Source organism: Aeromonas sp. Lyrl_2 (genome assembly GCF_051948815.1).
In the GTDB taxonomy this organism is placed as follows: Bacteria; Pseudomonadota; Gammaproteobacteria; order Enterobacterales; family Aeromonadaceae; genus Aeromonas; species Aeromonas veronii.
The window spans coordinates 200,110-213,508 of the sequence record NZ_JAYJLJ010000005.1; the positions used below are offsets into that span (position 1 = coordinate 200,110).

The 13,399-nt window shown below is 59.0% G+C and carries 9 protein-coding genes and 1 pseudogene; 8 read left to right on the forward strand and 2 right to left on the reverse strand.

Translation table 11 applies throughout. The features are described from left to right. Positions 1–48 precede the first annotated feature (48 nt). Both VF684_RS06420 and VF684_RS06425 read right to left on the reverse strand, forming a co-directional pair. A pseudogene (locus tag VF684_RS06420) lies at positions 49–825 on the reverse strand (IS5 family transposase). 104 nt (positions 826–929) lie between these two features. Next, positions 930–2,546: a phosphoethanolamine transferase gene (locus VF684_RS06425; protein ID WP_201912471.1), complete on the reverse strand. Its 1,617-nt coding sequence runs from the start codon at positions 2,544–2,546 to the stop codon at positions 930–932. A gap of 230 nt (positions 2,547–2,776) precedes the next feature. On the opposite strand from VF684_RS06425, the gene VF684_RS06430 reads away from it, so the two are divergent. From VF684_RS06430 to dacB, 8 genes are all read left to right on the forward strand, one after another. After that, entirely contained in the window at positions 2,777–4,012 is a 1,236-nt protein-coding gene (locus tag VF684_RS06430; RefSeq protein WP_058056006.1) for an HD-GYP domain-containing protein, read from the forward strand. Between the two features lie 353 nt (positions 4,013–4,365). Next, the gene (locus tag VF684_RS06435) at positions 4,366–6,036 is read left to right on the forward strand and encodes a sensor histidine kinase (RefSeq protein ID WP_019445443.1); all 1,671 of its coding nucleotides are present in this window, start codon (positions 4,366–4,368) and stop codon (positions 6,034–6,036) included. Beyond that, positions 6,033–6,737, forward strand: a complete 705-nt coding sequence (gene btsR, locus VF684_RS06440; RefSeq protein WP_019445442.1) for a two-component system response regulator BtsR — start codon at positions 6,033–6,035, stop codon at positions 6,735–6,737. The genes VF684_RS06435 and btsR overlap by 4 nt, the downstream gene beginning before the upstream one ends. A gap of 140 nt (positions 6,738–6,877) precedes the next feature. Next, positions 6,878–8,299, forward strand: coding sequence for a carbon starvation CstA family protein (locus VF684_RS06445; protein WP_005350521.1), 1,422 nt, complete (start codon positions 6,878–6,880; stop codon positions 8,297–8,299). A gap of 222 nt (positions 8,300–8,521) precedes the next feature. Next, positions 8,522–8,860 carry a DUF3302 domain-containing protein gene (locus VF684_RS06450; RefSeq protein WP_149153237.1) on the forward strand — a complete coding sequence of 113 codons (339 nt, stop codon included), beginning with the start codon at positions 8,522–8,524 and terminating at the stop codon, positions 8,858–8,860. A gap of 3 nt (positions 8,861–8,863) precedes the next feature. Continuing rightward, the gene (locus VF684_RS06455; RefSeq protein ID WP_149153238.1) at positions 8,864–9,901 is read left to right on the forward strand and encodes an HlyD family secretion protein; all 1,038 of its coding nucleotides are present in this window, start codon (positions 8,864–8,866) and stop codon (positions 9,899–9,901) included. A gap of 115 nt (positions 9,902–10,016) precedes the next feature. Beyond that, complete coding sequence (locus tag VF684_RS06460; RefSeq protein WP_149153239.1) at positions 10,017–11,777, forward strand: DEAD/DEAH box helicase; 1,761 nt, start codon at positions 10,017–10,019, stop codon at positions 11,775–11,777. A gap of 112 nt (positions 11,778–11,889) precedes the next feature. Next, positions 11,890–13,329: a D-alanyl-D-alanine carboxypeptidase/D-alanyl-D-alanine endopeptidase gene (dacB, locus tag VF684_RS06465; protein ID WP_005350510.1), complete on the forward strand. Its 1,440-nt coding sequence runs from the start codon at positions 11,890–11,892 to the stop codon at positions 13,327–13,329. Positions 13,330–13,399 lie beyond the last annotated feature (70 nt).

Consider the following 13,399-nt stretch of genomic DNA (forward strand, 5'->3'; position numbering starts at 1 on the left):
AGAGGCGTTGTTGCCCAAATCAGCCATTACCCCAGCCCTAGGTGATAGCTACACTTGGGGTTCTCTAACCGGCAAACCAAGGGCATTCAGTTTGTTCATCGCACACTCGTAGGCCATGACCTCTCCCACTTGTCAGTTGTAGTTACGTAGACTGATTTTTCCCGTCATCAATTGTTTGAACCTATACATCGCCGTCTCGGCCAATGAGCGCCGATGATACCCGGACTGCTGCTTCCAGTGAGTCAGCCCCTCCTTGCGCATCACCAGAACCGCTTCATTACGTGGGTGCCCCTCTTCCCATAAACCGGCATTCTTGTGCGGCGGAAATACATGCCCTGGCTGCCACGATGTCGTGGATCGCCGGGTCTACCGCCAGATGCAATTTGCGCCAGACCCGACGCTTGTCATGGCCATGCTGTCTGACTTTCCATTCACCCTCGCCAAACACTTTCAAGGCGGTGGAATCGATAACCAAATCGATCACCTTGCCCTTGTGTGGCTGGCGGTATGCCACCTCCACGGTACTGGCGCGCTTGCTGACACACTGTAGTCGGGGGCACACAGCGGCACATTCATCAGCTCAAACAGCGAGTCGAGCAGGCCCTGTGTCGCCCGCAGGGAGAGGTTGAAAATGCTCTTGAGCATCAGGACGGTAGAGAAGGTCTGGTCAGTGTAGAGCTGGCTGCGGCCCCGGCGCCCATGATGGCCGTGGCGGAACCAGTTGTGCATGGCCTCTGCATCAACCCAGAAGGTGAGTGAACCACGGTTAATCAAAGACTTGTTGTATTTAGGCCAGTTGGTGATGGGATGAAGGGATGTGCCCATGATGCAGACTTCAAAGGGGATGGTGGTGATCAGATCACCGAGCTCTCAGTAAGTTCCCTTCAAGCTGCATCGATTTGGGCAACAACGCCAGTAAATATCTCATCTCACCCCGCCCGACATGGCTTGAACAGATCCAGCTTGTTGTCGTAAACACTCGTCTGCACATCCATGATCCCCAGCATGGAGTGAAAGAGGTTGTCATGGGAGAAGCGCTGACTGCTCGCCTCCGCCGCCAAGCACCCCATATCCAGCTGGCGATCGGCCTGCAACTGGGGCGAGAACCAGGTCAGCAGCGGCACCCGGGTCTGATCATCCGGCGCGAACTTGTATGGTGTGCCGTGCAGATAGAGCCCCATGGCCCCAAGGGATTCGCCGTGATCGGAGAGATAGACCAGTCCCACATCGTACTGGCTCTCCAGCGACTTGAGCTTGTCGATCAGTAGCCCCACCACCTTGTCGGTGTAGCGGATGGTGTTGTCATAGGTGTTGACCAGCTCTTCGTTGCTGCAGTTTTCAATGTCGCTGCGCGGGCAGTCCGGCATAAAGACGCGCTCGCTGGCAGGGTAACGACGAAAATAGGTCGGACCATGGCTGCCCATCAGGTGAAAAGCCACCAACTTGTTGCCCTTCATGCCGGCAATCTGCTGATCCAGCCCCTCCAGCAGCACCTCGTCATAGCAAGACTCCTCCTGACAGAGCGCAGGATAGGATTTGGGGAGGATCTCGATGGTCGGCACATTGCGGCACACCCCTTTGCAGCCGCCATCGTTCTCTTTCCACAATACCGAGACTCCGGCATGTTGCAGCACATCGAGCAGGCCGTCACGGGAGCTGGCAAGCTGGTCATCGTAGCCGCGGCGCGTGAGGTTGGAGAACATGCAGGGCACCGAGACGGCTGTTGCTGTACCGCAGGAGCGCACATCCCTGAACGACACCACCCCCTGCTCTTTGGCCGTGAAGCTGTTGGTCGCCTTGCCATACCCGTTAAGGGAGTAGTTCTGGCTGCGCGCCGTCTCCCCCACCACCAGGAACATCAAAGTCGGCTTGCTTCCCCGGGCCACCACCCTGGCATCTGTCCCCAGATGCTGGTAGGGGATCGGCGTGGCAAACAGCACATCCCGCCCATATTTGTAGAGGCCGTGCACATAGTTGGCGGGCACAATCTCTTTGGCCAGCGACTTGTTGTTGCGCCCGACCGAGGCGTAATCCTGATAGTAAAGTGACGCGACGCCCCCGATAAACAGCAGAGAGATAGCCAGTGCACCAGCCCGCAACGCCAACCCATGATACCAGCGAGCCGGATAGCGGATCCGCAGTGACCAGAGCACCAGAACAGGCAACAGCCCGGTCAGCAGAAACCAGAGTGCAACTGAGCCATTCAAATAGGCCCCCGCCTCACCACTGTTGGTCTCCACTATGTTCTGGATCATGCCTGCATCAAAGATGACGCCGTATTTGAGCATGGCGTAGCTGACGATGGAGCCAGTCAGAATGAGCACGGTAAAAAAGGGCTTGAGCACAAACCGGAACGTGAAGGGAATAAACACGGCATTGAGCGCCGCGATCAGCACCAGCGGGATCGAGATGGCAAATCCGGCTTTGACATGGGTCAGGGCGCTGAGCACCGTATAGAAATGCAAAAAGATTGGCCAATTCAGTACCAGGGCGAAAAAGAGTACCAGCAACAGATTGGTCTGCAGTACACCGAGAGTTACACGCATAAACAACTCCTACATACCGGCCTGCAGTGCAGCGGGCCGGCCAAGCCAACAAAAACGACGGGGCCAGCGTAGGAAGTAAAACTTAAGCGCGAATTAAGAGGAGAAGCACAGCGCTCGTGCGCCCCATCACAGCACGGGGTGCTCCGCTGCCCCGAAATGGATTTTTAGTTGTCTATCCATCGGATTTTGCTAGCTTGTTGAGTAGGCATTCACGAAATGCAGGTTAACCGATGGCACTGATCCAAGCCTCGATAGAGCAATTGAGAGTAGGCCACTATATCCATCTCCCCACGGGATGGACTAACCACCCGTTTATGTTCAATACCTTCAAGATCAAGGACCAGCAGCAACTCGACATTCTCCGTCATCTTGATCTCACCCTGCTGATGGTCGACCCCGACAAGAGCGATCTGCCCATCGAGCCGCTGCTACGCGGCGATATCCCGGATGCCGGGCCTGACCTTGATGAGTTGGAAGAGCTGATTGCCTCGGGCCCGCCCCCCTTTGACGAAAAGGCCTTTCGCCGCTCCATGCGCGCCGCTGACAAAGCCTTTGGCCAATCCATGAGCGAGCTGCGCGATGCTCTCGGGGCGCTGAACCTCAAACCGGATGAGGGGCTGGCCAATACAGCCCAGATTGTCCGCAATGCCGCCTTCACCCTCAGTCAGCATGAAGGGCCTCTCGGGCTCCACCTTATTCGCAGCCCCCACACCGATATCCTGCTGCAACACAGCCTCAATGTGGCTTTCATTGCCATGCTGATGGCACGCGAACTCGGCATGAACCCCATCGAGATTGAGGAGACGGGACTTGCGGGACTTATCCACGATATCGGTGAACTGAAAATCCCTAGCCAGATCACCCAAAAACGCGGGGACCTCAGCAAGGCCGAGCAGAACTTCCTCAATATGCATCCCCAGTACGGGCTGGAGATGCTGACCCAGCTCAACGCCTTTGAACCGAAAATCCGTCAGGTCGCCCATCTGCACCACGAGCGGCTCGACGGCAGCGGTTATCCGCTCGGGATCAAGGGCGGGGAGATCCCGCCGCTGGCGCGGTTGATCGGGCTGGTCGACTTCTACGACGAGCTGCTCCATCCCCGCAACAGCGGTAACCCGGCCGCGCCGAGTCAGGCCATCAGCCAGCTCTACAAGCTATCCCAGAAGAAGTTCGACCAGAATCTGGTCAAGTTGCTTGTCAAGGTGCTGGGGGTCTATCCGCCGGGATCACTGGTGAAACTCTCCGACGAGAGCATTGCGCTGGTGCTCTCTACCGAACCCACCATGCCCCTCAAGCCGAAGATCCTGCCCTATATCAAGGCCCAGCGGCCAGAAGCCGTCGCCATGATCGATCTGCGGGAAGATGAACGCACCATCACTGCTTTTATCAAACAGGAGGAGCTGGATGAGGGACAACGGCAGTTCTTCAACCTGACCCGCCGCTTCTGCTACTACTTTGCATTCTGAGTTATCCCCAGAAGCTGGGGATAACTCATTGGACAAACCGGAATAATTGCTCAAACCCCCATCAGAAGGTTGCCAACTGACCATGTATAAAAAACGCCCAGCCAAGGGGCCGGGCGGAGCATGCCACCTCCGTGTGGCGTATCCAGCGGATACATTCATGCTCCATCCATCAATATCAACCCGCTGCCGCTTACACAAATATCAATTTAACATGCTGATTTAATATGGTTTTATCCACTTGTTCTGGCAAACTGACGGCCCGTTGCGCCCAGTTGGGCCAACAGAACAAGATCCTGATCACACTTATTCACGGGCTGAACATTTTTTCAGCTGGCTTATGAGGAGCGTTTTTTATGCAGTTGGTCCTCTCCTTGCTGCAACAGATGAGCGTCAGCCTGGTGATCGCCTATCTCTTCTCGAAAAGCCCGCTGCTGCGCCCGCTTGCCAACTATTCCGTGAGACTACCTCACAAGATACTGATATACATCATCTTTTCCAGCTTTTGTATCCTCGGCACCTATGTGGGCCTCGATATCGATGATGCCATCGCCAACACCCGGGCGGTCGGCGCCGTCTTGGGGGGATTATTGGGGGGACCGCTGGTGGGCTTTCTAGTGGGGCTGACCGGCGGCCTGCACCGCTATACGCTGGGGGGATTTACCGATCTCGCCTGCGCCATCTCCACCACCTGCGAGGGGTTGCTCGGGGGCATAGTGCACTGGCGCCTGATGCGCTCGGGACGAACGGATGCCCTGTTTGAACCGCGCATCGCCTTCTTTACCACTCTCTATGCCGAGATCATGCAGATGGTGATCATCCTGCTGGTGGCGACCCCGTTCGACAAATCCCTGCTGCTGGTGCGCACCATCGCCACCCCGATGATTCTGGCCAACTCCTGCGGCGCGGCGCTCTTTATCAGCATGATCCGCGACCAGCAGCGGATGTATGAGAAGTTCTCCCGGGTCTTCTCCGCCAAGGCGCTCAATATCGCCAACCGCACAGTGGGGATCATGAGTCAGGGCTTTACCCCGGAGGCGAGCAACAAGATTGCCCGCATCATTCAGGAGGAGACCGGCGTTGGGGCGGTCGCCATCACGGACACCGAGCAGATCCTCGCCTTTATCGGCACCGGCGAAGATCACCACCTGCCGGGTACCCCCATCGCGTCAGCCATCACCATGCAGGCCATCGCCCAGAACAAGGTGCTGTTTGCCGATGGCAACAGCCAGCCCTATCGCTGCAGCCTCTCCTCCGCATGCCAGCTGGGTTCGGTGCTGGTGATCCCGCTGCAGGGGGACAAAGGAGTGATCGGCACCATCAAGCTCTACGAGCCGAAGAAGCGGCTGTTTCTCAAGATCAACCACACCCTGGGGGAAGGGATTGCCAACCTGCTGTCACAGCAGTTGCTGGCCGGTCGGCTGGAGCAGCATCAGCGGCTGCTGGTGCAGTCCGAGTTGAAACTTATCCAGGCCCAGATCAACCCCCACTTTCTGTTCAACACCCTCAACACCATCAGTGCCATCACCCGGCGCGATCCGGACAAGGCACGAGATCTTCTGCTGCATCTTTCGCTGTTCTTTCGCAAAAATCTCAAACGCCAGAGCGGCCTTGCGACCCTGCAGGAAGAACAGGAGCACTGCCAATCCTATCTGGAGATCGAGCTGGCCCGCTTTGGTGATCGGCTGACGGTGATAAACGAGATCCCGCCCCATCTGGCCACACTGCGACTGCCCAGCTTCACCCTGCAACCGTTGATCGAGAATGCCATCAAGCACGGCATCTCGACCCTGCTGGAGCAGGGGCGCATTCGCCTCTGGACCGATGAGCAACCCGCCAGCGTCACCATCCATGTGGAAGATAATGCAGGCACCTGGCAAGCACATCCCGCTGGCGACGGTCTGGGCATGACCATTGTCGATCGGCGGCTGAAAAGCGCCTTTGGCGAGCGCTATGGCGTGACTATTGCCTGCGAGCCTGAGCAGTGGACCCGGGTCTCGTTCACCATCCCCAAGGAGCAACCATGATCCGCACCCTGATAGTCGATGACGAACACTACGCCCGCGAAGAGCTGAGGCAACAGCTGGCCTGCGATCCTGCCATCGAGATCGTGGGGGAAGCGGCCAACGCCATCGAGGCGCTGCCGCTTATTCAGCGCCTCAAGCCCGATGTGGTATTCCTCGATATCCAGATGCCCAAGCTGAGCGGCATGGAGCTGGTCGCCATGCTCGACCCCCTGCCCCGGATCGTCTTTGTCACCGCCTTTGACGAATATGCCATTCAGGCCTTTGAAGAGAACGCCTTCGACTACCTGCTCAAACCGGTGGAGCCCGCCCGGCTCGCCAAGACCCTCGCTCGCCTCAAGCAGGATATCTCCCCGCAGCCCATAGATCGGCTGGCCCCCACCATCGAACATATTCCGGGCTATCTGCACAATCGGGTCAGGCTGCTGCCCATCGCGCAGGTGGAGTATGCCTTCTCCGATCTGGGCGGGGTCCATGTGGCCTGTCAGGGCGAGCTGTTCCACACCCAGCTCACCCTCAAATCGCTGGAAGAAAAGAGCCCGCTGCTGCGCTGCCACCGCCAGTATCTGGTCTCCCCCAACGCCATCTTCGAGATCCGGCTGCTGGATAACCAGCTGGCAGAGATTGTCACCCCGAGCGGCGCCCGGGTGCCGGTCAGCCGTCGCTATCTCAAGGAGCTCAAAGATCAGCTGGGGCTGGACTGAACCGCGGAGTGTGCGCCTGATCACAGCCGCCGACCGCTCGGCGCGCCAAAGCGCCGCTCGGGGAGTTTCACCTGCCAGTCAGGCGCAACCGTTTTAGACTCGCTCTGCACACTAAAAAATAACAATGCAGGAGCGTAGCAATGATCTGGTTCTTCCTCTGTGTCGGCTTACTTGTGGCCGGCTACTTCATATACGGCAAATTCATCGAACGGATATTCAGCCCGAAACCCGAGCTGAAAACCCCCGCCATCACCATGGCTGACGGGGTGGACTATGTCCCCATGTCGGACAAGAAAGTCTATCTGGTTCAACTGCTCAACATCGCAGGTGTCGGCCCCATCTTCGGCCCCATCCTGGGTGCCCTCTACGGCCCGGTCGCCATGCTGTGGATCGTCTTTGGCTGCATCTTCGCCGGTGCGGTACATGACTACTTCTCCGGCATGCTGTCTGTACGCGCCAAGGGGGCCTCGGTGCCAACCGTGGTCGGTGAGCATCTGGGCACCGCCGCCAAGCACTTCATGAACCTGTTTGCCGTGGTGCTGCTGATGCTGGTGGGCGTGGTATTCGTGCTGAGCCCGGCAGGCCTCTTGGCCAACCTCACCTCCACCGATCTGGTCTACTGGATCGTGGCAATCTTTGCCTACTACATCCTCGCGACCATAGTCCCCATCGACAAGATCATCGGCCGCTTCTACCCCATCTTCGGCGCCCTGCTGGTCTTCATGTCGGTCGGCCTCATCGTTGGCCTGATCGCCTCCGGCAAAGGCTTCTACAACACCGGGATGGACTTCTCCAACCTGCACCCGACCGAACTGCCGCTCTGGCCGCTGCTGTTCATCACCATCGCCTGTGGCGCGGTATCAGGCTTCCACGCCACCCAGTCACCGCTGATGGCGCGCTGCATGCAGAACGAAAAATCTGGCCGCTTCATCTTCTACGGTGCAATGATCGGTGAAGGGATCATCGCCCTTATCTGGTGCACCCTGGGTCTCTCCTTCTACGACAGCACCGAAGCGCTCAACGCCACCATGGCCAACGGCGGCCCGGCAGCCGTGGTACACGAAGTCTCCACCAGCCTGCTCGGCACAGTCGGCGGCATTCTGGCCATCCTCGGCGTGGTGATCCTGCCCATCACCTCCGGTGACACCGCGTTTCGCAGTGCTCGCTTGATCGTGGCGGACTTCCTGAAGATGACCCAGAAGCCGCTGGCCAAGCGTCTGCTGATCGCCATCCCCATGTTTATCCTTGGCTTCATCATCTCCAAGGCTGAATTCGGGGTGATCTGGCGCTACTTCGGCTGGGCCAACCAGACCACCGCCGTCATCATGCTGTGGGCTGCGGCTGCCTACCTCATCAAAGAGGGCAAGCTGCACTGGATCTGCACCATTCCCGCCATGTTCATGACCGCTGTGGTGATCACCTATCTGGCCAATGCCCCCATCGGGTTCGGGCTTGAGATGGGGACCTCCACCATCATCGGCCTGACTGCAACGGCGGCCATTACCGTGGCCTTCCTGATGAAGTTCCGCCAGCCGCTGGTCAGCAGTACCAGCGAAGGGTAAAAACAGCAAAAAATACAGCGAAAGCAGCACAAAAAGGCGCCTGATGGCGCCTTTTTTAATGACAAAAAAACTAATAAGACAACTATTGGACGGCTTCAGCTTCAATACAGCGAATAGCTTTAAGATTCCGGGCGAACTGACGATAAATGTGTGATTCTTAATTGCTTTAGTGCTTGTTGGAACCAATGATTAAGCTGTGCGTCATGCCAGTGGAGGTTATAAATGGCCCTTGATTATTTTGCACTTGGTCTGCTCGTCTTTGTCGGGCTGGTCATTTTTTATGGCGTCATCGTTATCCACGATATTCCTTACGAGATTGCCAAACATCGGAATCACCCTCATCAGGATGCCATTCACGTGGCAGGTTGGGTCAGCCTGTTTACCCTGCATGTGCTGTGGCCCTTCCTCTGGATCTGGGCCACCCTCTACCGCCCGGATCGGGGCTGGGGCTTTAACCAGCGTCTGCAAAAAGATGAAGATGATATCGCGGCCCTCAGAGAGGAGCTGGCTGAGCTGAAAGGCCGTCTCAACCATATCGAACAGCAAGAGCAACAGGGATAAATCATGGACCTGCTACTGATCCTGACCTACACGGCACTCTGCGTGGCCATCTTCAAAATCTTCCGGATCCCGCTCAACAAGTGGACCGTCCCCACCGCAGCACTGGGCGGCGTGCTGCTCATCGGCACCCTCATCATGCTGATGAACTACAACCACCCCTACTCCGAGATGGCGCGCAACTACTACGTCTCTACCCCCATAGTGCCGCTGGTCAAGGGCCGGGTCGTTGAGGTGCCGGTGCAGGCCAATCAGCCGGTGAAAAAAGGCGACGTGCTGTTTCGCCTCGATGACGAGCCGTTCCGCCTGAAAGTGGAGAGCCTCACCGCACGGGTCGAATCCAACCGCGAGCACCTCAAGTCCATTGAGGCAAGACTGCGCTCCGCCAGGCTGGATCGGGATCGCGCCAGCGACCTGATGCGCCGTGGCGTGGGCAAGCAGCGCGACCTCGACGTCACTCAGGCCAACGTGGACGATATCGTGGCCCAGATTGACCAGCAGAAAGCCACCCTGAACGATCTGCAGGCCCAACTGATGGAGGCCAAGTACCAGCAGTCACAAACCGTGGTCTATGCCCCGAGCGATGGTCATGTGGTGCAATTGGCCCTGCGCCCCGGCATGATCGCCACCCCCTTCATGTATCGTCCGGTGATGACCTTCATCCACAAGGATGACACCGCCTACGTCGGCTGGTTCTGGCAGAACAGCATGCAGCGACTGGCGGTGGGCGATGAGGCCGAAGTGGTGATCGATGGCATCCCCGGCAAGATCTTCAAAGGCAAGGTAACCGCCGTGGTTCCGGCCATTGCCGCCGGTAACGTGCAGGCCAACGCCGGTCTGCTGGATCAAACCACTGCGGTGCGCCCGGGTCGTCTGCCGGTGGTTATCTCCATCACCGACCCCGAGTGGGCCAAGTATCAGGTAATAGCAGGCTCCAGCGGGCAGGCTGCCATCTATACCCACTACTTCCACCATGTATCTGTGATGCGCAAAGTACTGCTGCGCATGGCAAGCTGGATGAACTACATCTTCCCGTTCCATTGATCAGCACCCAAGCACCCTGCGGGCCGGCATCATGCCGGCCCGCTGTTTTTGTGACGGCAAGCACCCTATAATGGCGCCATCCTGCACCACCCCACATCGACACACCCAAGCCTGCATGTTCGTTCTCAGACCCTATCAGACCGACGCCGTCAACGCCGTGATCAGCCACTTTCGCAAACACCCGGATCCCGCCGTGGTAGTGCTGCCCACCGGTGCCGGCAAGAGTCTGGTGATCGCCGAGCTGGCCCGCAAAGCGCGCGGCCGGGTGCTGGTGCTGGCCCACGTCAAGGAGCTGGTGGAGCAGAACCATGCCAAGTACGAGGCGTGGGGGCTCAAGGCCGACATCTTCGCTGCCGGCCTGGATCGCAAGGAGGCAAGCGCCCAGGTGGTGTTCGGCTCGGTGCAGTCGGTTGCCCGCAATCTGGCGGCCTTCGACGGGGCGTTTTCGCTGCTCATCATCGACGAATGCCACCGGGTCTCGCTCGATGATGACAGCCAGTACCATCAGGTGATCGACCACCTCAAGGCCGCCAATCCGGCCCTCAAGATCCTCGGTCTCACCGCCACTCCCTATCGGCTCGGGCTGGGCTGGATCTACCGGCGCCACTATCACGGCATGGTCAAGAGCCACGGCGAGCGGCTGTTTGGCGACTGCGTGTTCGAGCTGCCCTTGCGTTTTATGGTCAAAAACGGCTACCTGACCCCACCGCGCATGGTGGATGCTCCCATAGTCCACTACGACTTCAGCAAGCTGGTGGCGCGGGAGAACGGCCTCTTCAGCGAGGCAGATCTCAACGGCGAGCTCAAGCGCCAGCAGCGGGTCACCCCCCATATCCTGAGTCAGGTGCTGGAGTATGCTGCCGACCGGCAGGGGGTGATGATCTTTGCCGCCACCGTCGAGCACGCCCGCGAAATTCACGGCCTGCTTGGCGCCCGAGGCCAGCAGGCAGCTCTTATCACCGGCGAGACGCCGGGGCCGGAGCGCGATGCCCTCATCAGCGCCTTCAAGGCGCGGGAGATCAAGTTTCTGGTCAACGTGGCGGTGCTCACCACCGGCTTCGATGCCCCCCATGTCGATCTTATCGTGATGCTGCGCCCCACCGAGTCGGTCTCGCTCTATCAGCAGATCGTCGGGCGGGGCCTGCGCCTCTCGCCGGGCAAGGAGGATTGTCTGGTGCTCGACTATGCGGGCAACAACTTCAACCTGTTTGCCCCCGAAGTGGGGGAGCCCCGCCCCCATGCCGGTACCGAGCCGGTACAGGTGCCCTGCCCCGCCTGCGGTTTTGCCAACACCTTCTGGGGCAAGACCGACGAGGATGGCAAGGTGATCGAGCACTACGGCCGCCGCTGTCAGGGGCTGTTTGAAGATGACGAGGGCAACCGCGAGGAGTGTGACTACCGCTTTCGCGCCAAGATCTGCCCCGGCTGCGGCGCAGAGAACGACATTGCCGCCCGCCGCTGCCAGAGCTGCGATCAGTTGCTGGTGGACCCGGACGACAAGCTTAAAGAGGCGCTCAATCTCAAGGATTGCATGGTGATCCGCTGTGCGGGGCTAACCCTCACCGCAGGGCGCGGCAAACAGGGGGAGCGGCTGGAGGTGACCTACCACGATGAGGATGGGCTGACCCTCAGTGAATACTTCGGATTTCACTCCCCGGGCGCACGGCGCTTGTTTCAACAGCACTTTGTGCGTCATCATTGGCCCGCCCCGGGGCTGGAGCCCGAATTTACCACCCTGGCGAGCGTGCTGGCCGCGCAAAGCCAGTTCCGTCATCCGGATTTTGTCATCGCCCGCAAATCGGGTCGCTTCTGGCAGATAAAAGAGAAGATTTTTGATTATGAGGGTCGCTATCGTACCGCCAACTCGATGACATGATGGCGACCGGCATACATGGCATGAATTGCGTTATCCCGTCGATCCCGCATCGGCTGGTTGAATTATCAGGGTCGGCACCACTGCCGGGCCCTTCGTCACGTTAGAGGATGTTATGCAGCGGCTGTTGATTGGTTTTTGTGCTCTCTTTTCTTCTCTGGCGGCTCATGCCGCCCCGCTGACGCCCCCTCAGGGTGGCCAGTACGCCATCATGGTGCAGGGCAATAACGGCGTCGAGTTCGCCCGCCACGCCGATCAGATGATCGCCCCCGCCTCCACCATGAAGGTGCTCACCGCGCTGGCGGCCCGCCTCGAGCTGGGTGCCGACTTCCGCTTCGCCACCGACATTCAGGCCCAACCCGGAGCCAAACAGGGTGACACCATCAACGGCGATATCTGGATCAACTTCGTCGGCGACCCCACCCTCTCCCGGATGGATCTGCTGGCCCTGTTCAAACAGCTCGGCGTCACCAGCATCAAGGGCAATGTCTACGTCAACACCGGCGCCTACAACGGCTACGAGCGCGGCAACGGCTGGTCGTGGGGGGATCAGACCCTCTGCTTCGCCGCTCCCGTCTCCTCGGTCATCATCGACAAGAACTGCGCCTACGGCACCATCACCGCCACCCAGATTGGCAAACCGGCGGTCGGCAATGTAGCTACCGGCGTCCCCATCGGCATCGGTGCCGACAACGTGGAGGTGATGAGCTATGGCGATATGGCGCGCCAGTTCTGCGCACTGGAAGTGGACATGGCCAAGGGCAACTTCTACGAGCTCAAGGGTTGCATTACTCCGAACAAGGAGCCGCAGGGACTGCGTTTCGCCATTCACGACGTGGAAGCCTGGGGCTGGGACAACATCCGCTGGGCGATGAACCGGGCCGGTATCAAGCATGATGGTCTGCTGCGGGTCACCCACAAGGCCCCTGAAGGGGCTGAGACCCTCGGCACCCACTACTCGGTCTCCCTGCCGGTGATGCTGGCCAAGATGCTGAAGAAATCGGACAACCTCTATGCCGACACCTTCCTCAAAACCGTGGGCCGTCACTACTACAACAAGCCGGGCAGCTATCGCAGCGGCACCATGGCGGTGCGCGCCATCCTGACCAAGAACGGCATCGATCTGGGCAATGCCACCCTGGCTGACGGCTCCGGTCTCTCCGCTCACAATCTCATCAGCGCCCGTCAGATGATGTCGGTGCTGAACTTCATCCAGAAAAATGATGCCGAGCTTGGCCTGATCAAGCTGCTGCCAAGCTCCCAGGTGGATGGCACCCTGGCGTGGCGCCGCAGCGTCACCGCCCCCATGATGAAGAACAAGGTGCACGCCAAGACAGGGACCATCACCGGCACCTCCAATCTGGTGGGCTTTATCGACACGGCAGGCGGCCAGCGCAAGGCGTTCGTGATGTTCCAGCGTGGCCTGTCCCAAGATCCGGCCACCCATGAGCGCTACCGTGCCAGCAAGGCGCCGTGGCCCTGGACTGTGTTCGAGAAGGGGGTGCTGGAGAGCATCTATCAGCAGCAGCCGATCCAGATCGCCGATGAGAGCTGATCCAATAGGCCCGCTCGAATCAGGGTATCGATAATTTCGGCTTCAAGTCGCCACGAGGCAGGGCTATGCT

What these genes read in the sequence shown, in the direction of transcription:
- VF684_RS06425 (WP_201912471.1), bottom strand. Translation starts at nt 2,546, where the DNA reads ATGCGTGTAACTCTCGGTGTACTGCAGACCAATCTGTTGCTGGTACTC.
- VF684_RS06430 (WP_058056006.1), top strand. Translation starts at nt 2,777, where the DNA reads ATGGCACTGATCCAAGCCTCGATAGAGCAATTGAGAGTAGGCCACTAT.
- VF684_RS06435 (WP_019445443.1), top strand. Translation starts at nt 4,366, where the DNA reads ATGCAGTTGGTCCTCTCCTTGCTGCAACAGATGAGCGTCAGCCTGGTG.
- btsR (WP_019445442.1), top strand. Translation starts at nt 6,033, where the DNA reads ATGATCCGCACCCTGATAGTCGATGACGAACACTACGCCCGCGAAGAG.
- VF684_RS06445 (WP_005350521.1), top strand. Translation starts at nt 6,878, where the DNA reads ATGATCTGGTTCTTCCTCTGTGTCGGCTTACTTGTGGCCGGCTACTTC.
- VF684_RS06450 (WP_149153237.1), top strand. Translation starts at nt 8,522, where the DNA reads ATGGCCCTTGATTATTTTGCACTTGGTCTGCTCGTCTTTGTCGGGCTG.
- VF684_RS06455 (WP_149153238.1), top strand. Translation starts at nt 8,864, where the DNA reads ATGGACCTGCTACTGATCCTGACCTACACGGCACTCTGCGTGGCCATC.
- VF684_RS06460 (WP_149153239.1), top strand. Translation starts at nt 10,017, where the DNA reads ATGTTCGTTCTCAGACCCTATCAGACCGACGCCGTCAACGCCGTGATC.
- dacB (WP_005350510.1), top strand. Translation starts at nt 11,890, where the DNA reads ATGCAGCGGCTGTTGATTGGTTTTTGTGCTCTCTTTTCTTCTCTGGCG.